General features: G+C 40.0%; 18 protein-coding genes. 11 read left to right on the top strand and 7 right to left on the bottom strand.

Annotation, left to right across the window (positions count from 1 at the left end; translation table 11 throughout):
* Window positions 1-510: 510 nt before the first annotated feature.
* The 3 genes from I6E70_RS05770 (at window position 511) to I6E70_RS05760 (ending at window position 2,579) form a co-directional block, all read left to right on the top strand.
* On the top strand, window positions 511-1,254 hold the full coding sequence (locus I6E70_RS05770) for a ferredoxin--NADP reductase (RefSeq protein WP_101164395.1): 744 nt from the start codon (window positions 511-513) through the stop codon (window positions 1,252-1,254).
* A 251-nt stretch (window positions 1,255-1,505) separates the two neighbouring features.
* Window positions 1,506-2,249, top strand: a complete 744-nt coding sequence (locus tag I6E70_RS05765) for a nuclear transport factor 2 family protein (RefSeq protein WP_007583507.1) — start codon at window positions 1,506-1,508, stop codon at window positions 2,247-2,249.
* A gap of 9 nt (window positions 2,250-2,258) precedes the next feature.
* Complete coding sequence (locus I6E70_RS05760) at window positions 2,259-2,579, top strand: hypothetical protein (protein WP_010555512.1); 321 nt, start codon at window positions 2,259-2,261, stop codon at window positions 2,577-2,579.
* 571 nt (window positions 2,580-3,150) lie between these two features.
* Here I6E70_RS05760 and hemH read toward each other — a convergent pair.
* Together hemH and I6E70_RS05750 are read right to left on the bottom strand one after the other, a co-directional pair.
* On the bottom strand, window positions 3,151-4,170 hold the full coding sequence (gene hemH, locus I6E70_RS05755) for a ferrochelatase (protein ID WP_197188265.1): 1,020 nt from the start codon (window positions 4,168-4,170) through the stop codon (window positions 3,151-3,153).
* A 74-nt stretch (window positions 4,171-4,244) separates the two neighbouring features.
* Complete coding sequence (locus I6E70_RS05750; RefSeq protein WP_165735969.1) at window positions 4,245-5,573, bottom strand: HD domain-containing phosphohydrolase; 1,329 nt, start codon at window positions 5,571-5,573, stop codon at window positions 4,245-4,247.
* 200 nt (window positions 5,574-5,773) lie between these two features.
* On the opposite strand from I6E70_RS05750, the gene I6E70_RS05745 reads away from it, so the two are divergent.
* From I6E70_RS05745 to arfA, 3 genes are all read left to right on the top strand, one after another.
* Window positions 5,774-6,727 carry a sensor histidine kinase gene (locus I6E70_RS05745; RefSeq protein ID WP_197188264.1) on the top strand — a complete coding sequence of 318 codons (954 nt, stop codon included), beginning with the start codon at window positions 5,774-5,776 and terminating at the stop codon, window positions 6,725-6,727.
* 253 nt (window positions 6,728-6,980) lie between these two features.
* Entirely contained in the window at window positions 6,981-9,521 is a 2,541-nt protein-coding gene (locus I6E70_RS05740) for a TonB-dependent receptor plug domain-containing protein (RefSeq protein WP_197188263.1), read from the top strand.
* A gap of 216 nt (window positions 9,522-9,737) precedes the next feature.
* On the top strand, window positions 9,738-9,938 hold the full coding sequence (gene arfA / locus I6E70_RS05735) for a ribosome alternative rescue factor ArfA (RefSeq protein ID WP_165722939.1): 201 nt from the start codon (window positions 9,738-9,740) through the stop codon (window positions 9,936-9,938).
* A gap of 917 nt (window positions 9,939-10,855) precedes the next feature.
* Here arfA and I6E70_RS05730 read toward each other — a convergent pair.
* Complete coding sequence (locus I6E70_RS05730; protein ID WP_197188262.1) at window positions 10,856-11,836, bottom strand: helix-turn-helix domain-containing protein; 981 nt, start codon at window positions 11,834-11,836, stop codon at window positions 10,856-10,858.
* 220 nt (window positions 11,837-12,056) lie between these two features.
* Between I6E70_RS05730 and I6E70_RS05725 the strand changes: the two genes are divergently transcribed.
* Genes I6E70_RS05725 through eat form a run of 3 tightly spaced genes read left to right on the top strand, consistent with a single transcriptional unit; the run spans window position 12,057 to window position 15,813 of the window.
* Window positions 12,057-13,463: an ethanolamine ammonia-lyase subunit EutB gene (locus I6E70_RS05725; protein WP_197188261.1), complete on the top strand. Its 1,407-nt coding sequence runs from the start codon at window positions 12,057-12,059 to the stop codon at window positions 13,461-13,463.
* Window positions 13,460-14,347: an ethanolamine ammonia-lyase subunit EutC gene (gene eutC / locus I6E70_RS05720; RefSeq protein ID WP_165722936.1), complete on the top strand. Its 888-nt coding sequence runs from the start codon at window positions 13,460-13,462 to the stop codon at window positions 14,345-14,347. Before I6E70_RS05725 ends, eutC begins: the two co-directional genes overlap by 4 nt.
* Before the next feature lie 59 nt (window positions 14,348-14,406).
* Entirely contained in the window at window positions 14,407-15,813 is a 1,407-nt protein-coding gene (gene eat / locus I6E70_RS05715; RefSeq protein ID WP_197188260.1) for an ethanolamine permease, read from the top strand.
* A gap of 130 nt (window positions 15,814-15,943) precedes the next feature.
* On the opposite strand, the gene arfB is transcribed toward eat, so the two are convergent.
* Entirely contained in the window at window positions 15,944-16,357 is a 414-nt protein-coding gene (arfB, locus tag I6E70_RS05710; protein WP_007583522.1) for an alternative ribosome rescue aminoacyl-tRNA hydrolase ArfB, read from the bottom strand.
* A gap of 192 nt (window positions 16,358-16,549) precedes the next feature.
* Between arfB and I6E70_RS05705 the strand changes: the two genes are divergently transcribed.
* Window positions 16,550-17,122, top strand: a complete 573-nt coding sequence (locus tag I6E70_RS05705) for a hypothetical protein (RefSeq protein WP_010555231.1) — start codon at window positions 16,550-16,552, stop codon at window positions 17,120-17,122.
* Window positions 17,123-17,283: 161 nt separating this feature from the next.
* Here I6E70_RS05705 and katG read toward each other — a convergent pair whose 3' ends face one another.
* Entirely contained in the window at window positions 17,284-19,464 is a 2,181-nt protein-coding gene (katG, locus tag I6E70_RS05700) for a catalase/peroxidase HPI (protein WP_197188259.1), read from the bottom strand.
* 907 nt (window positions 19,465-20,371) lie between these two features.
* Between katG and I6E70_RS05695 the strand changes: the two genes are divergently transcribed.
* Complete coding sequence (locus I6E70_RS05695) at window positions 20,372-21,262, top strand: tetratricopeptide repeat protein (RefSeq protein ID WP_007583526.1); 891 nt, start codon at window positions 20,372-20,374, stop codon at window positions 21,260-21,262.
* Between the two features lie 664 nt (window positions 21,263-21,926).
* On the opposite strand, the gene deoD is transcribed toward I6E70_RS05695, so the two are convergent.
* Both deoD and I6E70_RS05685 read right to left on the bottom strand, forming a co-directional pair.
* Window positions 21,927-22,631: a purine-nucleoside phosphorylase gene (deoD, locus tag I6E70_RS05690; protein ID WP_002959109.1), complete on the bottom strand. Its 705-nt coding sequence runs from the start codon at window positions 22,629-22,631 to the stop codon at window positions 21,927-21,929.
* Window positions 22,631-23,863, bottom strand: a complete 1,233-nt coding sequence (locus tag I6E70_RS05685) for a phosphopentomutase (protein WP_010555228.1) — start codon at window positions 23,861-23,863, stop codon at window positions 22,631-22,633. Before I6E70_RS05685 ends, deoD begins: the two co-directional genes overlap by 1 nt.
* Between the last annotated feature and the right edge of the window lie 93 nt (window positions 23,864-23,956).

The raw sequence follows: 23,956 nt of genomic DNA, 5'->3' as shown, positions 1-23,956 counted from the left end.
CTACGCTTTTAGAGTCAGTGATAAAATACTCGTTTCTGGCTTGGCTCTTCTCATTTACTCCTCTTTGGCTTCTCCTAGTGCAATAGTTTTTCAAGTAAATAATTCACTAAGAGGTTAAGAGACGCTACGCTTTTAGAGTCAGTGATAAAATACTCGTTTTCTGGCTTGGTTCTTCTCATTTACTCCTCTTTGGCTTCTCCTAGTGCAATAGTTTTTCAAGTAAATAATTCACTAATAGTGATATAAGACGCAGCGCTTTTAAATTGAGTGATAAAATAAAAAAGCACTGTTTTTTTGACTTTATTTTTCTTAGTTACTGCTGCTTCGCTTTTCCTTATGCAATTAATGGCTCTTATCGCAGAGCTAATTATTCACATTATTTTATTGGTAAATTCTGCATACATCACTGCTTTAAATCGAGTCATATTCTCCTGTAAGTCTTTGTCACTTAATGCTAATGTTTATGGAGTGAGTTATTTAAAACTTTAATGGCTAAACCAAGAGGTAACTATGTCTAATTGGGTTGAAGCAACAGTAAAAAGCGTAACATGGTGGAGCGAAACGCTCTTTAGCTTAACCGTTAATGCTAATGTAGAGCCGTTTAAAGCAGGGCAATTTACAAAGCTTTCTATAATGGATGGCGACAAGCGTATTGCTCGGGCTTATTCATATGTGAATGCCCCTGAAAACCCCGATCTTGAGTTTTACCTTATTAACGTTATTGACGGTTTGCTTTCTCCTCGTTTAGCTACATTACAACCTGGCGAAACCGTATTAATAGAACAACACGCAACCGGCTTTTTTACCCTTGATGAAATACCACAAAGCGATCAGCTTTGGATGTTAGGTACTGGCACTGCCATAGGGCCTTTTTTATCAATATTGCAACAGCCCGATGTGTGGAAAAAATACAAAAGCATAAACTTAGTGCATGGTGTACGTTTTAATAACGATTTAAGCTATCAAGCACTTATTAACGAGTTATTAAGAGTGTACCCAGAACAACTCAACTATATTCCTGTTGTAAGTAGAGAAGAGCCATTACAAGGCTTAAGTGGGCGGATTACTAACGCTATTGAGAGCAACGGCTTGTTTGAACATGTAAAATTAAACCCTGAGCCTAGTAACGCGCAATTTATGATTTGCGGAAATCCACAAATGGTAAAAGACACCACCGCGCTACTTCTCGATAAAAACTTTACGCGTAACCGCCGCAAAGCACCCGGTAACATCACTGTAGAGCAGTACTGGTAGGCTACAGTGGTGGTATTAACTACCCGATAACGTTAAAATTTGCTATGTTGCACCCTTATACCAATTTTATCAAAAATATGATCATTCTATCGCATTAAATAACTCACTAACTGCGTTAAAAGTTATTCATATAGAACAACTATATGTCACAATTTTCGCCTTGTTATTGTGCTATTTTCTTGACGCTATAATAGATCGCTTATTTAATGTAATTGGTATTACACGTGTTTAGTGTTCATTTTAGGAAAGTTATGAAACCGTTATCTATTATTTTTGCCTCGTTAATTACCACCGTTGCGCTTATTACTTACGCCGCAGAACAAAGCGAGCCTGAGCAAAAAGAGCAGCAAGTTGAAGCTCAAGCAAACGCTGAAAAACCAAAAGTTGAAGATGAGCAATCAGTAACTCAAGTCAAAGCTGACGACAAAGTAAATACGCTTGAATACAAAGCACCTGAGCTTAAAAAGCCAACAATTGATGCGACTAAACCAGACGATTCAAAGGTATTGGGTAACGAGCAGATTAAACCTACTGAAAAGCCGAAAAATAAAATAGAAAAAGCAGTGGCTGTAGCCGAAGCTGAAAAAGCAGTTACGCAAGCAAAAGAAGCGCTGACAGTTAAGCAACAAACTAAAGCTAAGCAATCGCGCGAATCACTTGCGGTAGTAGAGCAGTTAGTTAAAGCGTATAACGCGCGTAACATTGAAGAGTTTCTGCGGGTATATGCCGAAGATGTTGAGTTTTATATTTTCCCTAATGAGCTATTATTTAAAGGTAAAGAAAAACTAATAGAACGTTATGGGCTAATGTTTAAAAAGTTAAAGTGTATTCACTCATCACCAATTAAGCGCATAGTGCACGGCGATATAGTGATTGATCACGAACTATCAGAAACCTGCTCAACTGACGAAAAGGTAGTTGATAAACGTTCAGAACTTATTTCGAGTTACCAAATTAAAGATGGAAAAATAGTACGCGTACTGTTTTTTAGATAAAGGCTTTATATGCAAATAAATGACGACAAAAAAATTCGCTTAATGTATCGCATCGAGCCCGGTTGCCTTGGCCCTAAGGGTGCTGAGCATGTTGAAGATTTTTGTCGTTTTGCAAATAAACATATTAAGTCACCATTTTATGGCCAATTTGTATTTTTACCTCGTTACGATAAAGCCATAGACGAGCGACAATATAGCGTTAACAGCCGTAATTTATCCCTTGTGCAGGCTCGAGCTTACTTAAAGCACTTTGATATTAATATTGAAGAATTTGAAGAACAACTCGACGAGCTCCTCACCAAAGCGATTGATTTATACTTTAAGCGATAGCGTTTAATTGCTGTTGCTTAGGTATTCTTCCCCTCCACAATACGTTTTTATTTATTTTAATTATTATTAAAAGTATAAGTAATTTCTTCCACAAAGATAAAGTAATCAGTAATAACTGAGAAAAACCAGATCGGCCAATATGTATCACTTACTTTAAAAGCGCAGCGCCTCTTAACCTCTTTGTGAATTAATTAGCTCTTTAAAAGCTTTTATTTGCACAATGAGAAGTAAAAGAGGAGTAAATGAGAAAAGCTAAAAACAAAAACCAGTATATTTATGTTTTATCATTACTCTAAAAGCGCAGCGCCTCTTAACCTCTTTGTGAATTAATTAGCTCTTTAAAAGCTTTTATTTGCACAATGAGAAGTAAAAGAGGAGTAAATGAGAAAAGCTAAAAACAAAAACCAGTATATTTATGTTTTATCACTACTCTAAAAGCGCAGCGCCTCCTGACCTCTTTGTGAATTAATTAACTAAATATTTTAAAAGCCCTAAAAACAAAAAAAGCGGTGTTAATTTTAACACCGCTTAATGCGAAATATGTTTAGCTATGTGCTTTAGTAAGCTTGGGTTACAACATAGGTTTTATAACATCAAACACAGCTTCTATATGATCGTCTCTGTCGTTTAGTGCCGCTATGTAACGGTATTTTTTGCCGCCTGCATTTTCGAATATTTCACGGTTTTCACCTTCTAGCTCTTCAAGTGTTTCTAGGCAGTCGGCGCTAAAAGCTGGGCTGATAATGGCTACATCGGTAATACCCTCATCAGGTAGGGCTTCAAGGGTTGCATCGGTGTAAGGCTTTAACCACTCGGCTTTACCAAATCGACTTTGAAAAGTACTAATTACTTTGTCTTTATCAAGGCCTAGTTTTTCTACAACTAAGCGCGTGGTTTGTAAACATAGGCAATGGTACGGATCGCCGCGCTCTAAAAATAGTTTAGGCATACCGTGATACGAAAAAACAATTTTTTGTGGCATACCATTCGCTTCTAAATCCTCACTAATACTATTAGCAAGTGACTCAATATAACGGGTGTTTTTATGATAGCCATTAATAAAGTGCAGCTCTGGCACCCAGCGCCATTTACGCAGTACGCTCGATACAGCATCGAATGTTGAACCCGTGGTTGGGCTAGAATATTGCGGATACATTGGCAATATAATAATACGCGTTAAGCCTTTATCACGAAGCTCCTCAAGGCCGGCCTCTATTGAGGGATTACCATAGCGCATAGCCATTACCACTTCAGTATTGATATAACCTTGTTCTTTTAATAAGGTATTTAGCTTTACGCTTTGTTGGCGAGTAATGTGAGTAAGCGGTGAGCCATTTTCGGTCCATATACTTTCGTATAATTTAGCCGAACGCTTAGGGCGCACACGCAAAATAATGCCATGTAAAATTATCATCCATACTAGGCGTGGTATTTCTACAATGCGTGGATCTGATAAAAACTCACGTAAGTATATACGAAGCGCAGCAGCTGTTGGTGCATCAGGGCTACCTAGGTTAGTAAGTAGTATTCCCGTTTTTTGGTTAAAACGCCCATCATGGGGATTGTCAGTAACCGCAGAAAATCGCGACACAGAGTGCTCCTTCAAGCAAATTCAATAATGTATTTTATGCACATTGTAACGAAAAAAACTGCCGTTTAGATCAATCATTTAGCAGTTTTAACCATAATTCTAAATGGGGCTGGTTTTTTAGATTCTAGTTGCTGCAGTTTTTCTATTGATTTGCGGCTAAATACATGACCTTTAGGCAGCAACATTATACCCGAATGGCTGTGCAGAGCATGGCCGAGTATCATTTGATCTTTAAGCTCATGGGCATTACAAATTAGTACTGATCCTGCTGAACTTTTTTGTTCGTGTAGTTTTGCATGGCTTGCTTCAAGCGCACGAACTATTTTAGGGTGGTAAAACGAACCACTATAAAGTTTTACACTTTCGAGTGCATCCTCATGGCGCTGCTTTTCATCGCTTGCATTGCTCTGCTCAAACGCATCCCAATAGTCGCGCGCTAAACCTAATACCATAGCGCCTATTGGTATGTCGTTTCCAGCAAGGCCTTTGGGCATTCCATTTCCGTTAAAACGTTCAAACTGATAATAAATAGCATCCGACAAATCGTGTAAATGTATTGCTGGCATTAGCATTAATTGTGCAGTACTTGGGTGAGTATAAAAGGTCTTACGTTGTTGCTCATTTAGCCGATTTAGCGGTTTTTTATAAAGTTCAGGATCCATAGCAAGTAAACCTATTTGTGCTAAATAACCCGCCATTGGGGCAAGATCAATGCTTTTTTGCGACAGGTTTAAGTAAAGCGCTATTTGTGTGCAGGTATTTGCAATATTTTGTGCTTTGTTGCCATCAAGATAAGGGTTTGCGTTAACAAAATTATATAGCAGCTCAACGGTCGATTTATGCTCTTGTTTTTCGCGCTCATTGGCGTCTTCAAGCTTTTTTAAAACTTGTTTAATTTGTAAGGTACGTTTTTCTACTCGTTGCTCTAACGTGTTATTTAGCTCAAGTAGTTCTTGGTTTTGTGCCTTAACTTGTGTTTCTAATTTTTTGTTTTGCTTTTTTAGCGCAAATTTTTCTAGGCTATCTTTAATGCTTCGAAGTAATAAGTCGTTTTGCCATGGTTTTTGAATATAACCATTTATTTGCCCTTGGTTAACAGCCGCTAGGGTTGTTTGTATATCGGCGTAACCGGTTAATAAAATGCGTTGAGTGTCGGGTGCCAGCGCACGCGCTTTTTCTAAAAACTCGGCACCGTTCATTACTGGCATCCGCATGTCGCTAATAATTAAACCAAATTCATGGTTTTTAAAAAGTGTTAGTGCGTTTTGCGGATTATCGCAAACAATAACCGTTAAGCCATTTACTTCAAGTAGTCGTGTTAACGTACGTAGTACTATTTCGTCATCATCAATACAAAGTACATCAACCTGATTCATTGGTGTGTTTGGTGTTGCTTGAGTCATTGCGCCGCCTTTAAATTACTTCTGGCTAAATAATAGCTTAAAAAAACATCCGTGACCTGTTTATGCTTACCTTTTATATAGAGTAGGAGTCACCTAATGTGGTTATTATCTATAAGTAGATAAATGCTCACACTAAAGTTGCAAATTTGCATGTAGACGACTAAACGTTAAGTATAAAGTTATCTATATGGATGAAAGGAATGAATGGATCAGATGGTAATTTTGAACGTGCTTTTTTAAACGAACAAAAGCTGCGCTTGGCCGCAGAACAATTACTCAAAGATAAAAGCACCGTTTTAGTTGCCATAAATAATGAATTACAAAAAAAAGTAGCCGATTTAGAACACCAGCAAATGCTGTTTGTGCAAACCGAAAAAATGGCAACCTTAGGAACGCTTTGTGCAGGCGTAGCCCACGAAATAAATACCCCGCTTGCCTATGCAATGAGTAATATAGAAAGCTTACAAAATTCTACCCCTTTGCTTATCACGTTGCTAAAACTTAACGAGCAATACTTAAACAATGAAATTAAAGAGAGCCGTTTTAAACACGAAATCGACATACTCAATTTACAGTATCCGTATGCGTGGCTTTATAACAATTTGCAGGGACAAGTTAACGACAGCGTTGAAGGACTCAAACGAATAAAACAAATTGTGCATGACTTATTAAACTTTGCCCACCCCTCCTCCTCGCAAGATAAGCAACTAACCGATGTAACAACGGGTGCTAATAATGCTTTAAGATTATTAAGTAACAAACTCAAACTATGCGAGATAAAAACGCGGTTTGAACCACTACCACTTATTTGGTGCAATTTATCGTCAATTAATCAAATTTTTGTAAATCTATTAATGAATGCTTGGCAAGCATGCGAGCTTGATTTAGAAAAAGGCTGCATTATTGAGGTGAATATTTTTGAACTAGACACAAATATCTGTATTGAGGTAAAAGATAATGGCTGTGGAATGAGTGAAGACACAATAGTGCATATGTTTGACCCTTTTTATACGACAAAAGAAGTTGGAGAAGGTACCGGTATGGGTATGACACTTGTATACGCTATGGTGAGCGATCATGGCGGAAAAATAGAAGTTAACAGCACATTAGGGACAGGTACGACCATCCGCTGCCTATTACCTTTAAAAGCGTAAACTAACGAACAAAACCACAATGTAAATAAAAAGTTAACAGATCTGTTTTTGAAGTTTAATGCTCTTGTAGCGTGTATTTTAATCGATTAAACGTGGTTTTTTCTTATCTTGAAATTTATTTGCATACTTAGACCAAATATTTAGTTTTTTTCATTTCTTTTTGTTTGCATATGTTGCTAGGATGTTTGCAACAGGTTATGAGCACCATAACCACACACATATTATAAGAACACAAAAAAACAGGGTCGTCACTATGCCAACATACCGTTTAAACACACTTGCTGTAGCCGTTGCTTTCGCGTTTAGCGCACCAAGCATTGTTAACGCAGAAGAAGCACCAGTGCAAGCTGCTAAAAACATTGAGCAAATATCTGTATTAGGATCGCGTGTATCTAACCGTACTTCTACTGAGTCTTCTTCTCCTATTGATTTAATTGACGCAGATGATTTAACCAAAGGTGGCTTTACCGAGCTTGGCCAAAGCCTTCAAGCGACAGCGCCTTCATTTAACTTTTCGCGTACACAAGTATCAGACGGTTCTGATTTATTTAGACCCGCCACACTTCGTGGCTTACAGCCAGATCAAACTCTTGTATTAGTAAATGGTAAACGTCGTCATAACCAATCAATTTTTGGCCTTAACGGTACAGTAGGCGCAGGCGCTGCGGGTACTGATATGAATGCGATTCCGCTAACGGCCCTTAAAGGCGTTGAAGTATTACGCGATGGCGCAGCGGCGCAATATGGCTCTGATGCTATTGCAGGCGTAATTAACTTATCTCTTAATAACTCAACCGGTATTACAACGGGTTTTGTACAATACGGTGGCACAAGTGAAGGTGACGGCGACACTATTTCAGCAGGTTTAAACCGTGGTTTTGATATAGGCAGCGAAGGCGGCTTTATTAACCTATCGCTTGAGTACCGTGATGCCGATGGCACTAACCGCGCCGAGCGTGATACGGGGGGTTCGCTTAATGTTGAACCAGGTACGTTAAGTGAAGATGTACGCTGGGGCCAAGGTAACTCAGAAAGTGAATTTACATCGTTATTTTACAACATGGCATTACCAATGGGCGACGGCGAGCTTTACTCGTTTGGTGGCTACTCAGAGCGCACGGCGCTGGGTAATGGTTTTTACCGTAACTTTAACGAAGCCTCTAAAAACGTAACCCAAGTATATAGCGATGGTTTTTTACCGCGCATATATAACGAAGCACAAGATATTTCAGTCGCGCTTGGTTTTAAAGGCGATATAAATACCGATTGGAATTACGATGTATCGGCCGTTTATGGCGAAAACCAATACGATTTTACATCACGTAATACAATTAACGCTTCTTACGCGGCTGAGTATTTATTTAATAACCCTAGTGCAAGTGATGCCGATATTGCAGCAAACTCAGGCCCTAGTGGCGGTTACTCAGGTGGTTTTAGATTTGATCAAACAACGCTTAACCTTGATGTAAACGGTATTGTAGATATTGGCCGTGGTGAACCTTTATATGTAACAGTAGGCGCTGAATATCGTAAAGAAAACTACGAAATAGTACCTGGCGATGAAGCATCATACGCCTGTGGACTAGCAAATATGGATACCTCGTACCCATCAGTAAACGATCCAGACCAATTTGCACAGTGTGGTTTTCAGGCTTATAACGGCCTACGCCCTGAAGCGGCTAACGACAGCGACCGTAACAGCTACGCAGTTTATGTAGACGTAGAAACAATGATCACCGACGCATGGAACGTAAGTGGTGCGCTACGTTATGAAGATTTCTCAGATGCTGGGGATGATTTAATTGGTAAATTAGCAACACGTTATGAATTTTCAGATGACTTTGCTGTACGTGGTGCGGTATCTACTGGTTTTAGAGCACCATCACTTCAACAAAGTGGTTATACAGCCTTTACAACTAACTTAGGCTCAGACGGTACATTAACGCAGTCGTTCACGGCAAACACCGGTACAGCTTTCCCAAGTGCGTTAGGCGTAGATAGCTTAGAGCTTGAAACATCAACAAACTACAGTGCTGGTTTTGTTTACGATGTAACAAGCGAGCTTTCACTAACGGTTGATTTTTACCGCGTAGAAATTGAAGACCGTATAACGCTTGGCAGCTTACTTACGGCTGACGACGTATCGTTTAGCTCAGAAGCAGTTGCAGCGCTTCAAGCAACAGGAGCAGTGCAAGCTAACTACTTCTCAAACTCGGTTGATTCTACTACGCAAGGTGTTGATATTATTGCATCGTACCGTACTGAAGTTGAAGGCGGTAATTTAGGAGTAACCTTTGCAGGTAACCTAAACGATACTAAAATTGACGGCGTAAATGCTGAAGACGGTATTCCTGAAGCGGTTGCTTTTGATGATTTACAACGTAGCTTTTTTACCGACGGACAACCTAGTGAACGTGCAACGCTTACGTTTGACTACGAGCGCGATGCCTACACATCAACCATCCGCTTTAACTACTTTGGCGAAACAGACGTAAAATACTTTGGTAACGACCATATTTCATTACCAGGTGAGCTTTCGCCAACAGGGTCGTTTAAACCAACAAGTACGGTTGAATCTGCTGTGTTAGTTGACTTAAACGTGAGCTACCAAATTAACGACATGTTTGCGCTTTCGGTAGGTGCCGATAACGTATTTGACGAAACGCCAGACGAGCTAGGCGACGACGAAGTACTTAACTTTATCACCAACGGTGCATTTAAATACCCTGTACGCGCATTGCCATACGGCTTTGACGGCAGAACGTACTATGCAAAAGTAAGCTTTAGTTTTTAATTATCTTATAAAAAAGTAAAGCAAACTAAAGTAATATTAAGCGCAGTTATTAACTGCGCTTTTTTATGCTTTTTTATTATTAAAAAAGTACCTGTTGGGCATTAAAAATACTTGCGCGGTTGAAAATTAAGCCTACAATCGCCATCTCTTAAATAGGCTAATATAAAAGCCTTTTTATTATTTAACTTAAAATAACCATTGGCTGATAGGAAATATATGACTAAAAAATCTAAAGCAAAAACCGCAAGCAACAGCGCGGTAGACACAGGGCGAGGCGTTATAAACCACAATGCACTAGCGGCAATGGTCACCTCTAAATTATTTAAACCACAAGTGGTTAAAGCTAAAAAAGGCAAAGGTTCGTTTAAACGTAGCAACAAGCATTCAGGACAAGAGTCCTATTTAATCGCGGCTTAAATAGCACCGATCAAATAGGGCTTTTGAATATAGTAAGCGAGGTTTTACACCTCGTTTTTACTTTTAAAGCATACAAGCCACGTTACATAAGCGCGAAATAAATTCGCACCTACGGGTTTGGTGTTTGAACGATGTAGGTGAGGTTTTATACCTCGCTTTTACTTTTAGAGCATTTAAGCCATGTTACATGAGCGCGAAATAAACTCGCACCTACGGGTTTGGTGTTTGCACGATGTAGGTGAGGTTTTATACCTCGCTTTCACTTTTAGAGCATTTAAGCCATGTTACATAAGCGCGAAATAAATTCGCACCTACGGGTTTAGTGTTTGCACGATGTAGGTGAGGTTTTATACCTCGCTTTTACTTTTAAAGCATTTAAGCCATGTTACATAAGCGCGAAATAAATTCGCACCTACGGGTTTAGTGTTTGCACGATGTAGGTGAGGTTTTATACCTCGCTTTTACTTTTAAAGTATTAGAGCTAAATTACATAAGCGCGAAGTAAATTCGCGCCTACGGGTTTGGTGTTTGCACAATATAGGTGGGGTTTTATACCTCGCTTTCACTTTTAGAGCATTAAAGCCACGTTACACGAGCGCGAAGTAAATTCGCACCTACGGGTTTAGTGTTTGCACGATGTAGGTGAGGTTTTATACCTCGCTTTCACTTTTAGAGCATTAAAGCCACGTTACACGAGCGCGAAGTAAATTCGCACCTACGGGTTTAGTGTTTGCACGATGTAGGTGAGGTTTTATACCTCGCTTTCACTTTTAGAGCATTAAAGCCATGTTACATGAGCGCGAAATAAATTCGCACCTACGGGTTTGGTGTTTGCACGATGTAGGTGAGGTTTTATACCTCGCTTTCACTTTTAGAGCATTTAAGCCATGTTACATGAGCGCGAAATAAATTCGCACCTACGGGTTTGTAGAGCACGGTGGTTTAAACTGCTGTGCTGAATTTTTAACTGTTTGTGATGGGTTTTCACCAAATAGTTGCGTGTAATCTTTAGCAAATTGTCCCGCATGCCAAAATCCCCAGTTGGCTGCGATTACTGAAATGGGCTTATCTTGGTTTAATTTTTTTAGTTCCCGCCTTACATTATTTAAGCGTGTTAAACGTAAAAACCGCAAAGGGTTAATTCCTAAAATACTCTCAAAGCTATATTGAAGTGTGCGCCTACTTACAAAGGCAAGCTCGCACAGCTCGGTTATGGTTATTGGGTTTTGTGGATTTGTGGCCACGTAATCTTTTACTTTATCTACTACGGCTTTTCGATGTTTATAGCTTGGCGCAATATTTTGTTGTGGATTATCTGCCTGTAATAAGTGTAGTGCCAACATGTTTAGCATATCTTGTTGCGATTCGGTTTTAAGTCCAAAGCCCTTGCCTACAACCATGCTATTAATTATTTGCCTTGCCGTTTGTAATGATGAGTTGCTTACCGATAAGCGAGCTGATTGGGCAGATGACAGGTTTTTCAATGTTACGCCTTGTAGCTGCGCCATATATTCAATTGAATTCCAATCGATTACCAAACCATAAATATTAAATTGCTCAGGGGTTATCAGCTCAAAGTCATTATCACTTGTACGGCACATAAATTGATTACTTGCCACACTTAGACCATTAATCTTACTTTGCTGCGACTGACAAGGAATGCCAAGCCAAACAGAATTGGGGGCGATGTTACATTGCTGACGAAGCGCTCGCTCGGTGTATTCTTTAAACACATGAATATTGGCGTAATCTGTTTCTTCAATAAAACCATAAAAGCTGCCGTCGCTCATTTGATCGTATTTTTGCTGCCATTGAGTAAGGCTATGCGCTTGCTCGTCTATATCGTGTGTTTGCACCTTGCTCTTTAGTGGTGCGTTGTAGCTACTTTGCTGCGCCATATAGGGGATGCTCTTTTTCGTTACACTTTTATTATGGTTAAGTTAACACCGCTTTGCGTGTGTAACCAATTGAATTGGATTAATAAATAATCTTTTGCCGAAATTCGATAGTTACTTGGTACAAAATAAGCTGTCTTGTAACTATTGAAAATTGATTTATAGCTAAAGATGCAGCAAAACCTATACCAAGGTTTATCATATTAGTTATGTGGAGTAAATCATGGGGCAAGCGTACAGTTACACTTTAGGTACACACACTTATAAATTCAAGAACTTAGCCCAGTTAATGGCTAAAGCAACGCCGCAACGTTCGGGTGATCGCTTAGCGGGTGTCATTGCACAATCAGCACAAGAACGTGCTGTGGCTCAAATGACATTGGCCGATGTACCTCTTAAAACATTTTTAAATGAGGTACTTATTCCCTACGAAGATGACGAAATTACACGCTTAATTATTGACGAGCACGATGCCAATGCCTTTATGGCTATTGCACATTTAACCGTAGGCGATTTTCGTAATTGGCTTTTAAGCGACTTTGCAACACCCGCTATACTTGCAAGTATAAGGCAAGGTATTACGCCCGAAATGGCTGCTGCTGTTAGCAAAATAATGCGCAATCAAGATCTCATATTAATTGCTAAAAAGTGCCATGTTACAAGTGCTTTTAGAAACACTATTGGCCTCCCTGGGCATTTATCTACACGTTTACAACCCAATCATCCAACTGACGATATTAACGGTATTGCTGCATGCATGCTTGATGGGCTGCTATACGGTAATGGCGATGCCGTAATAGGTATAAACCCAGCAACCGACAACGTTGCCCAGGCCATTAAATTAATGACATTAATGGATGATGTTATTCAAAAATACGCCATACCGACGCAAAGCTGTGTGCTTACCCATGTTACTAACACTATTGAATGTATAGAAGCTGGCGCACCGGTTGATTTGGTATTTCAGTCGATTGGCGGCACGGAGGCTACTAACTCAAGTTTTGGTTTTAATTTAAATACCTTAGCTGAAGCGCAAGATGCCGCTTTGAGTTTAAAGCGCGGCACTGTTGGCAATAATGTGATGTATTTTGAAACTGGGCAAGGCAGTTCGCTTTCAGCAAATGCGCATCATGGGCTTGATCAGCAAACGTGTGAAGCTCGCGCTTATGCAGTTGCTCGTAAGTTTGATCCGTTACTGGTTAATACCGTGGTGGGATTTATTGGCCCTGAATATTTGTTTGATGGTAAAGAAATTACCCGAGCAGGACTTGAGGATCACTTTTGCGCTAAGTTACTAGGCATACCGATGGGGTGCGACGTGTGTTACACCAATCATGCAGAGGCCGATCAAAACGATATGGATAATTTGCTAACGCTATTAGGTGTTGCAGGTTGCTCGTTTGTAATGGGAATACCTGGCTCTGACGATATTATGCTTAACTACCAAACTACGTCGTTTCATGATGCATTATATGTGCGTCGAGTTCTTGGCTCTAGACCCGCCCCTGAGTTTGAAGCATGGCTAAGCAAAATGAAAATTATGCAAAGCACTACCGACATCACACTTTCAGATACCTTGCCTCCCGCTTTTGCTAAACCTCTGGGTGCAATTGCTGGAGGTGGCTCATGAAATCACGTTCAAAACCGACCACTCCATTAGATAACTCAGTAAATGAGCATAAAAATAACGGTAATGTAGTGCACAACCCTTGGAGTGATTTACGCCGCTTTACCGACGCCCGTATTGGGCTTGGTCGCGCCGGTATAAGTTTGCCAACCTCAGAAATGCTGGCTTTTCAGCTATCTCATGCACAAGCGCGTGATGCGGTGAGTTTTCCGCTTGATATTAACGCAATGACTGAGCAACTAGGCAATATTAGTGCTCTAAAAGAGGTTGCCCCTCCCCTGCATTTACACAGCCAAGCCGTTGACAGGGTTACTTACCTTCAGCGACCCGATTTAGGCCGTAAACTTGATGAAAATGGTAGGCAAGTACTTCTCAGCTATATGAATAAACAAAAGCACACTGCGCAGGCTAAATACGATTTAGCGATTGTAGTGGTTGATGGACTTTCGTCGTTGGCGGTACAAAAAAATGCATACCCATTTATAACAGAGCTATTAACGCACCTTACAACAGACAAGCAATTTAAAATTGCTCCCATTACTTTGGTTGAGCAAGGGCGAGTAGCGATTGGCGACGATATAGGTGAGTTGCTAAATGCGCAGGTGGTTATGGTGTTAATAGGAGAGCGCCCAGGACTTAGTTCGCCAGATAGCCTTGGCTTGTATTTAACATGGGAGCCCAAAACAGGACTTAACGATGCATGTCGTAATTGCATATCGAATATTCGCCCTGCAGGCCTACCTTATACAGAAGCGGCGAGACGCGCACTGTACTTATTACGTGAAGCTAAAAAACTGAAACTAACTGGGGTTAATTTAAAAGACCGCACACAAGATGATGTAATTGAGCATCAGGTTTCAACCACTAACTTTTTAATTGCTGAGTAATTTTAATTAAAAACACATGAAATAAAAAAATAAAAACTAAACATCAACGGAGAAAGGTTATGTCTACTAATAATAATACAGAGTACCTTGCTAAAAGACAGTTAAAACGTGGTACTGCGGGGTGGTTATTGCTCGCAGGTTTGGGTGTGTCGTATGTAATATCGGGTGACTTTGCAGGCTGGAACTTTGGTATCGCCGAAGCCGGTTGGGGTGGTTTTGCCATTGCTGCAGTATTAATGGCAGTTATGTATTTAGCGCTTGTACTATCACTTGCTGAAATGTCAGCTGCAATACCTGCTGCAGGCGGTGGTTATAGTTTTGCGCGTCAAGCTATGGGGCCAGCGGGAGGCTATTTAACCGGGCTTGCCGTATTAATTGAATATGCCTTAGCACCCGCTGCTATTGTTATTTTTATTGGCTCGGCAGTTGAAGCCCTCACCGGGTTTAATGGCCCATGGGTATATGCATTATTTTACTTACTATTTGTGGGAATTCATTTAGCGGGCGTAGGAGAAGCGCTTAAAGTAATGATGGTAATAAGTGGTTTAGCGGTATTAGCTATTATTGCAACGGCTTTTGTTTTAATCACAAATTTTGATGCATCGCGCTTATTTGACGTCCCCGTAACAAATGCAGTGGGAGCCAGTGAGTTTTTACCTTTAGGTTGGTACGGGGTTTGGGCTGCATTACCGTTTGCCATGTGGTTATTTTTAGCGGTTGAAGGTGTACCGCTTGCTGCAGAAGAAGCAAAAGATCCCGCTAAAGATGTGCCAAAAGGCATTATTGGTGCAATGATCTTTTTGTTATTTACTGCTTTTTTAGTTGTTGTTTTAGTACCTGGTGCTGGCGGTGCTGCTGCAATGGCGGCAAGTGCAGTGCCTTTAGTCGATGCATTAAATGCATCGGGTAGTGAGGGCTTAGCAACCGTTGTAAATATATTAGGGCTTGCGGGTTTAGTTGCTTCGTTTTTCTCTATTATTTATGGTTATAGTCGCTTAGTGTTTGCTTTATCTAGAGCCGGTTATTTACCACGTTCGTTGTCGATTACGACTAATCGCAAAGTGCCAGCACGTGCGTTGATTGTACCGGCAGTATTTGGCTTTTTAGTATCACTCAGTGGTGAAGGTGACTTAATACTTGCAATGGCAGTAGTAGGTGCAACGCTCTCGTATGCATTAATGGCGCTGAGCCATATTTTACTTCGCGTTAAACAACCTGATTTACCTCGCCCGTACAAAACTCCAGGTGGCGTAGTTACGTCAAGTATTGCTTTAGTACTGTCGGTTATAGCATTAACGGGTGTGTATGCATTTGACCCTCGTGCATTTTTATACACTATGGTGCTGTTTATTGTAGGCGCCGCATATTACTTTGGCTATAGCTCAAAACACTTAGTTGCTAAAAGCGCTGATGAAGAGTTTGCAATGTTGGCAAATGCAGAATCTGATTTAGAAATGGCTAAATAGGTATTAATAGTTATTAAATATAAGTGAGGCTCCCCCCTCACTTATATTTTTATACGTACAATACGATGTAAAAATGGTGCCTGCATGTAGGCATCAAGTCCCTTCTCTACTTTATTAATACCGTTTGAAACTAAAACTTTATGTTGCCGCGTAGCGCTTTGTTTTGGCCGTGTTTAGTTTTTTTGTCCATACGCTTTCGCTGTGAATTACGGCTGGGCTTGGTGGCACGACGCGCTTTATTAACAACGGTAGCACTAAGTATTAAATCTTTTAAGCGCTTAAGGGCATCTTCTCGGTTTAGCTCTTGAGTACGATGGCTTTGCGCTTTAATTATTAAAACGCCTTCTTTGGTAATTCTTGTATCATTTAAGGCTAGCAAACGCTCTTTATAAAAATCAGGTAATTTAGAGCGGTTAATATCAAAGCGTAAATGAATTGCACTTGCGACTTTGTTAACATTTTGACCACCGGCACCTTGCGAACGAATAGCCGTTAGCTCTAGTTCCCATTCATCGATAGTGACAGTATTTGAAATTGTTAACATTGTGTTCAGCTCTATTTGTCAAAAATGTATTATATCATCAGTACATTAGCTTGTGGTGAATGAACTAAATTCTTAGAACTTAAATAAATTCTCATAAATTGTACTATAAAATCAGCCAATATATTATTTTGTGTTGGCAAGTGTTGCTTATTAGTTTCTAATTGGCACAACTTTAATACTAGGAAATGCTCAATGAAAAAAATACTTGTATCACTTAGCTTATTAGCAATGAGTTTCTCAAGCCTTGCAGTAGATATTAACGAAGGTCAACTTCAAAGCTATATGAAAGCACTGCCAGCTGTAACGAGCTGGGCAAGCAGCCAAGAGTCTTTAAAAGACTTAGACTTAGCAAGTATGTTAGGTGGTTCTGCAGATCAAAGTGTTGACGAACAAAGCTCTTTAGCTAATAGCGCACTAAGCATGATTAAAGAGCAAGACCTATACAAAAGCTTCGCGGGTGTTACAGGGCGCTACGGCTTTACACCAGAGCAACTAGTAACTGTAGGTTCTGAAGTATCAATGGCTTATATCGAAAACCTTAAATCGGGTTTATCTGCTGATAATCAAGAAACAGCGAATAAAGTAATGGGCGGTTTTCAAAGCATGAAAAGTGCTAAAGATAAAGGCGCTAGTTCGTTAATGGGTTCGTTTGGTAAATCGTCAAGCGCAGCTGAGGAGTCTACAGAGTCTTTAGTAAGCGAAAGTAACCTTGAACTTGTGAGCGAATATATGCCACAACTACAAAAGCTTTTTGCACTTCTATAAGTTTTATTGTTCTATAAAAAGGTGGCTTTGCCGCCTTTTTTAATGCCTAATTTTTATATGACTTAGATAAATTACAATATTTTATAAGTAATACTGACCGGGACTATATGCAAAAACGGGGGAGTAAATTATTACTCCCCCGTTTTTATTTAGCGTACAGATTATTTAAGATCGAATCTGTCTGCGTTCATTACTTTTACCCATGCGTTTACAAAGTCATGTACAAAGCGCTCTTTGTTGTCGTCTTGTGCATAAAACTCAGCAAGTGCGCGCAATATAGAGTTTGATCCAAATACTAAATCAACGCGTGTTGCAGTCCATTTAGTAGTGCCACTTTTACGGTCTACTATATTGTATAAACCTTTTTGAGTTGGCTCCCAACGGTTTGACATGTCAGTTAAGTTTACAAAGAAGTCGTTGGTTAATGAGCCTACGCTATTTGTAAATACGCCGTGTTCGCTGCCAGCAAAGTTAGTACCTAGTACTCGCATCCCACCAATAAGTACCGACATTTCTGGTGCACTTAATCCCATTAGTTGGCTGCGCTCTAGTAATAACTCCTCCGCTGACACTGCGTAATCTTTTTTCAGCCAGTTTCTAAAACCATCGTGGATTGGTTCTAGTACATCAAACGATTCTGCATCAGTCATTTCATCTGTTGCATCTCCACGTCCTGGAGCAAACGGCACGTTTACATCAACACCGGCTTGTTTTGCTGCTTGTTCTACGGCTGCTGTACCACCTAAAACAATTAAGTCGGCGATGCTAACAGGTTTACTCAAGCCAGCCTGCACTTTTTCAAGCGCACTAAGTACTGATGCTAAACGTTCTGGCTCATTACCTTGCCAATCTTTTTGCGGTGCTAAACGAATGCGTGCACCATTTGCGCCGCCACGTTTATCAGAACCACGATAAGTACGTGCGCTATCCCAAGCTGTATTTATTAAATCAGCGGCACTAACACCACAATTTAATAATGTCGTTTTTAAATTGCTAATTTCGTCGTCTGTTAATGTGTAATCAACGGTTGGAATTGGATCTTGCCAAATTAAGTCTTCGCTTGGTACGTCAGCACCTAAGTAACATGATTTAGGGCCTAAATCGCGGTGAGTTAGTTTAAACCAGGCACGTGCAAACACGTCTGAAAAGTAGTCAAAGTCGTTATAAAAACGCTCAATAATTTTACGGTACGTTGGGTCCACTTTCATGGCCATATCAGCATCTGTCATCATTGGGTTTAAACGAATTGATGAATCTTCTACATCGACAGGTTTGTCTTCTTCTTTAATATTAATAGGCTCCCACTGATGAGCGCCTGCTGGGCTTTTAGTGAGTTCCCATTCGTAGGTTAATAAAAGCTTACAGTATTCGTTGTCCCATTGTGTTGGGTGCGTAGTCCATGCGCCCTCTACACCTGATGTAACTGTATCGCGGCCAATCCCACGTGTTGTAGTGTTATTCCAACCAAGGCCTTGCTCGTGTACGTCAGCTGCTTCTGGTTCTGGTCCTAAGTTTTCTGCTTTGCCATTACCGTGCGCTTTACCTACTGTGTGCCCGCCTACCGTTAATGCAGCGGTTTCTTCGTCATCCATTGCCATACGTGCAAAAGTTTCGCGAATTTGGGCCGCTGTTTTAAGCGGATCAGGAATACCATTTACACCTTCAGGGTTTACATAAATTAAGCCCATTTGTACTGCGGCTAATGGATTTTCCATGGTATCTGGTTTGTCTACACTTTCGTAACGACCGTCACTTGGCGCTAACCATTCTTTTTCAGCTCCCCAGTAAACGTCTTTTTCAGGGTGCCAAATATCTTCTCGGCCGCCGGCAAAACCAAAGGTTTTTAAACCCATTGATTCGTATGCCATGTTGCCCGCTAAAATAATTAAGTCGGCCCATGAAAGCTTGTTACCGTATTTTTTCTTTATTGGCCAAAGTAAACGACGCGCTTTGTCGAGGTTACCGTTGTCTGGCCATGAATTTAGTGGCGCAAAACGTTGATTACCTGTACCACCGCCCCCTCTACCATCGGCTAAACGGTATGAACCCGCTGAGTGCCATGCTAAACGAATCATTAAACCGCCGTAATGTCCCCAATCGGCTGGCCACCAATCTTGGCTATCGGTCATTAAGCTTTTTACGTCTGTTTTTAGCGCGTCAAGATCGATTGATTTAAATGCTTCAGCGTAATTAAAGTCGCTATTGTATGGATTTGATTTGGTGTCGTGCTGATGAAGAATGTCTAAGTTTAGGGCATTTGGCCACCAATCAGTATTGGGATTAGACGTTTTAGTATTACTGCCGTGCATGACCGGACATTGGCCTGCTTTAGGGTTGCTCATTCTGGAATCCTTATAATAGAAAAGTAAAATACTTAATCAATCAGTATTGTTGTTTATGTATTTATAACTTTTTAAAAAGTAACGGTTATTTTTATTTAATCGGCTTACTTATTATTTAGTGTGCCTGCCTAAACACTTACGTATCCTTAATATAGGCGCATAAATTATGCTACGCCAGCCTCAACATACTATTTAAAACGATTGCTCCAATTTATATTTTTGATTGGCCTTTTGCTAATGATGTATTTAACAATAGCTTTGTAATTACGTTCAAAATAATAGTAAAAATAAACCTGATGACGCTCGTGTAAAGTATTACGTAAGATAAAAAAAACAAATTAGTGAATTAACCTTAACCTTTTTACTAGACCTGTGATCGAATTGAAAAATTTCGGCGTAATGGTATGTGAAGGGTTTGAAAGTGGCTTTAATTTATTTGAAGCGCACATTGGAATACCCCCCTTCACCATGAAATTGTAGTTATATAGTTATAATTATAAAGGTGCATTACTTAAGCCCAATGCACCTTTACTTTATAAACCGAATACTTTGAGTATTCTTATATTTTTAACTAATTGAATTGAATTAAGTATTTGTTCATAAAGATTCAGTTAGTATGAAGTTGTTCTCCTGTGAATCCCTACGACATATTGTTGTTTTAAGCAGTTTTTGCCAGCTCATATTGAGCTGGTTTTTTTTGCCTATTTTTTCTTAAAACCACCTAAGTATTAGCAAAATGCTCATGCTTTACCCTATTATTGCTAAGCTCACTGGGCTAAAAAATTCTTACAACTATTGATCCTATCTAAATTAGGTCAATTTTAATCCTGAAAAGTCAACGCGCCCTAGTGCCATTCAGCCCTGCATGTTAAAGTTATTACAGTAATTAATTTAATTAGGCGTACCGATGCGTTATTACCTATCTACACTTTTTGTTTGTTTAACTTTTTTTTCGGGCATAGTAAATTCTGCTGAACAAAAACCAGCAGCCCCTACAGCACAACAAGAGCAACAAGCCCTCAAACAACTTAAAGAGTCTATGTTTAAACCGCTAATGGAGCGCTACATACTCGACGAGCTAAAAGCCGTAAGGCAAGATCAACAAAAACTCCGTGAGGATGTAACTAAGCAAGTTACTCATGCACAGCTTGATACTGCAGATCGCGCATTAACATACACTACCGATACTATTAATAATGTATTTTTTATAATTACCGCTACGGCTTCTATTTTGGTTTTAGTGGGCTGGAACTCACTACGCGATGTTAAAAACAAAGTAGAAGATATTGTAAATACACGTGTAAGTGTAATTACTGACGAGTATGAAGACCGATTAAAAATTCTTGAAGAAAAACTACGCGTACGCTCAGAAGAAATACTCAGTAACCAAGAGCGCATATCGGTTACCAACGAGGTTCATTCGTTATGGATGCGTGCCAATTTAGAAAGTGATTTTGCTAATAAAATTGAAATATTTGATGAGATTTTAAAACGTAAACCAGAGGATGTTGAAGCCATTGCTTATAAGGCCGATGCGTTATTAGAAATAAATGAAACAGCACAAGCCATTGAGTTGTGTAATCAAGCCATTGATATAGATAGTGTCTATGGTTATGCCTATTGGCAACGAGCATGTGCTTATGCGCTAACACATAAGCATGCTGATGCATTAGCCGACATTAAAATGGCACTTGAATACTCTCCAAATTTACGTAATGAGCTATTACATGAGAGCGCATTTGCAAGCTTACATGACAACGACAGCTTTAATACTATAGTAGCTGGTGAAGTTGTTTAAGCACTCAGTATTTGGCCTGTATGATTAGGCGCAACATCATAAAAAAGGGCCTTGGCCCTTTTTTTGTTTTTAAAGGTTATGTTTGTTGTGTAATTAGAAGCTTTACTGCGCTCTACAAACTCTGCTCTACCGTAGAGTTAAGACCTAAAGTGATTAATTCACAAAGAGGTTTAGAGACGCTGCGCTTTTAGAGAAGAGCTTAGAAGTTAAAATAATCAGAAGTTGTGCTTCTAACATGAGCAACAAGTCATACTCTGAACTTGGTATAAACACTTCTATTCGCGCAGGTTACAAGCTTTAAAGCAACGCTTGTACTTTTATAATGCCGAGTCAGCATTGGTTTTGCTCTTCTCATTTGCTCCTCCTTTTCTTCTCTACGTGCATATTTTTTTTAGGGCTGTTATACACAAATAGGTTTAGAGATGCTGCGCTTTTAGAGTAGTTAGCTTAAGTAATTAGAAGCTGTGCTTCTCGCGCGAGCAAGCTCTGCGCCTACAACACAGCAAATCACGTCAAAATCCGATGCAATATTGTATGGTGGCTTATTTTCTTCAGGCATAAAAAAAGCCGCATAAAATGCGGCTTTGGAGGTTTAGTCTCACTTCACTTTGGGCGTGTCTCCAAAACTTAGTGAATACGTTACCAAGGAACTGTTATGTATTATTTAAGCTATTGACTCTAATGCAATTTTAACCATTTCGTTAAACGTGCTTTGACGCTCATCAGCAGGTGTTGCTTCGCCAGTGATTACGTGGTCACTTACTGTAAATAATGCCATTGCGTTTGCGCCGTATTCAGCTGCAACGCCGTATAAACCTGCTGTTTCCATATCTACTGCTAGCATGCCTAACTTGTCTAAGTCTTTATAGAACGAGTCATCTGCTTGATAGAATGTGTCTGTCGTAAATACGTTACCTACTTTTGCTTTAATTCCTAGCTCTTTAGCAGCGTTTACGCCGTTTAAAAGTAGGTCAAAGTTAGCAATAGCAGCAAAATCGTAGCCACGTACGCGTGCACGGTTTACGTTTGAATCTGTGCTTGCACCTTGTGCAAAAATTACGTCACGAATTTTGATATCTGTGCCAATACCGCCACACGTACCAATACGTATAATATTTTTAACGCCAAAGCTTACAATTAGCTCACGTGCATAAATAGACATTGATGGAATGCCCATGCCTGAACCCATGATACTTACTGGCTTACCTTTGTAAGTACCAGTGAAACCGTACATGTTACGAACGCCTGTAACTTGTACTGCATCATCTAAAAAGTTTTCAGCAATATATTGCGCACGTAGCGGATCGCCTGGCATTAATACTGTTTCGGCGAAATCACCAACGTTTGCACTGATATGCGGAGTACTCATTAATTGTTTTCCTTTTTATTTGGCGTTTTTAGCTCATTTAAAAAGCTGTCGCCGTAATCAAGCGCAGATAAGCTAAACCACTGTGCCAGTGTTTGACCTATATCTGCAAAGCTGTTGCGTTCACCTAATGGTGTGTTACTCATACCTGGCTGGTATGCAATAACAGGTACGTATTCACGAGTGTGCTCAGAACCTGGAAAGGTTGGGTCACAGCCATGATCTGCAGTGATCATTAATACGTCATCTGCTTTTAACTGATTTAGTATAGTTGGTAAATAGTCATCAAATTCTTTTAATGCTTTTGCGTATCCTACTGGATTACGACGATGACCAAATTTTTCATCAAAATCAACTAGGTTAGTAAAGATTAAGCTACGATCTGGCGCGCTTTCCATTACTTCGCTGGTTTTTTCTAGCAAGTTCATAAGCCCAGGTGCTTTATGCTTTTGGGTTATGCCCTGATGCGCGTAAATATCTGAAATTTTACCAATACTAATTACTTCGCCGCCGTCTTTTGCTAGTACATCTAGCAATGTTGGTGCTGGCGGAAGTACTGAATAGTCACGACGATTACCCGTTCGGGCAAAGTCTTGGCTATTTGAACCCAAAAATGGCCGCGCAATCACTCGTCCTATATTCATTTCATCAAGTAGCGCCCGTGCGATTTCGCAAACTTGATAAAGCTTCTCTAGGCCGAATGACTCTTCATGCGCGGCTATTTGAAACACGCTATCAGCTGAGGTGTAACAGATTGGTTTACCTGTTTTTACATGCTCTTCACCTAGCTGTTCTAAAATGGTAGTTCCTGATGCATGGCAATTGCCTAAAATGCCTGGAATACCTGTACGAGCAATAAACTCGTCTATAAATTCTTGTGGGAAACTTGGCTGTGTTTTTGGGAAATATCCCCAATCAAATAACACAGGTACGCCTGCCATTTCCCAATGACCTGATGGCGTGTCTTTTCCGCTAGAGATTTCTTTAGCGTAACCCCATGCACCTTGAGGAGCTTGGCGGTCTGAAATTAAACACGGTTCGCCACCGGCAGCTTCGCATGCATCCACTAACCCAAGTTTTGATAGGTTAGGAAGTGACAATGCACTGCCTGTTTCGTCGTAATATGCTTTTAGTAAGTGAGCGAATGTATTAGCCCCAAGATCGCCGAATTTATCTGCATCTGGTGCTGCACCGATTCCTAGGCTATCTGCCATTAAAATAATTGCTCTTGCCATTTTGACCTCACTTTGATTCTAGGTGGTTACTTTATCCGCTGATCGAATTTTCCGTACAGGACAAAAGTCCTGTTTCATAAAACCTAAACATTA

The organism is Pseudoalteromonas sp. NGC95, assembly GCF_015864705.1.
GTDB classification, from domain to species: Bacteria; Pseudomonadota; Gammaproteobacteria; order Enterobacterales; family Alteromonadaceae; genus Pseudoalteromonas; species Pseudoalteromonas arctica.
Note: the sequence above shows the minus strand (reverse complement) of the source record. Positions and strands in the feature narration are given on the sequence as shown.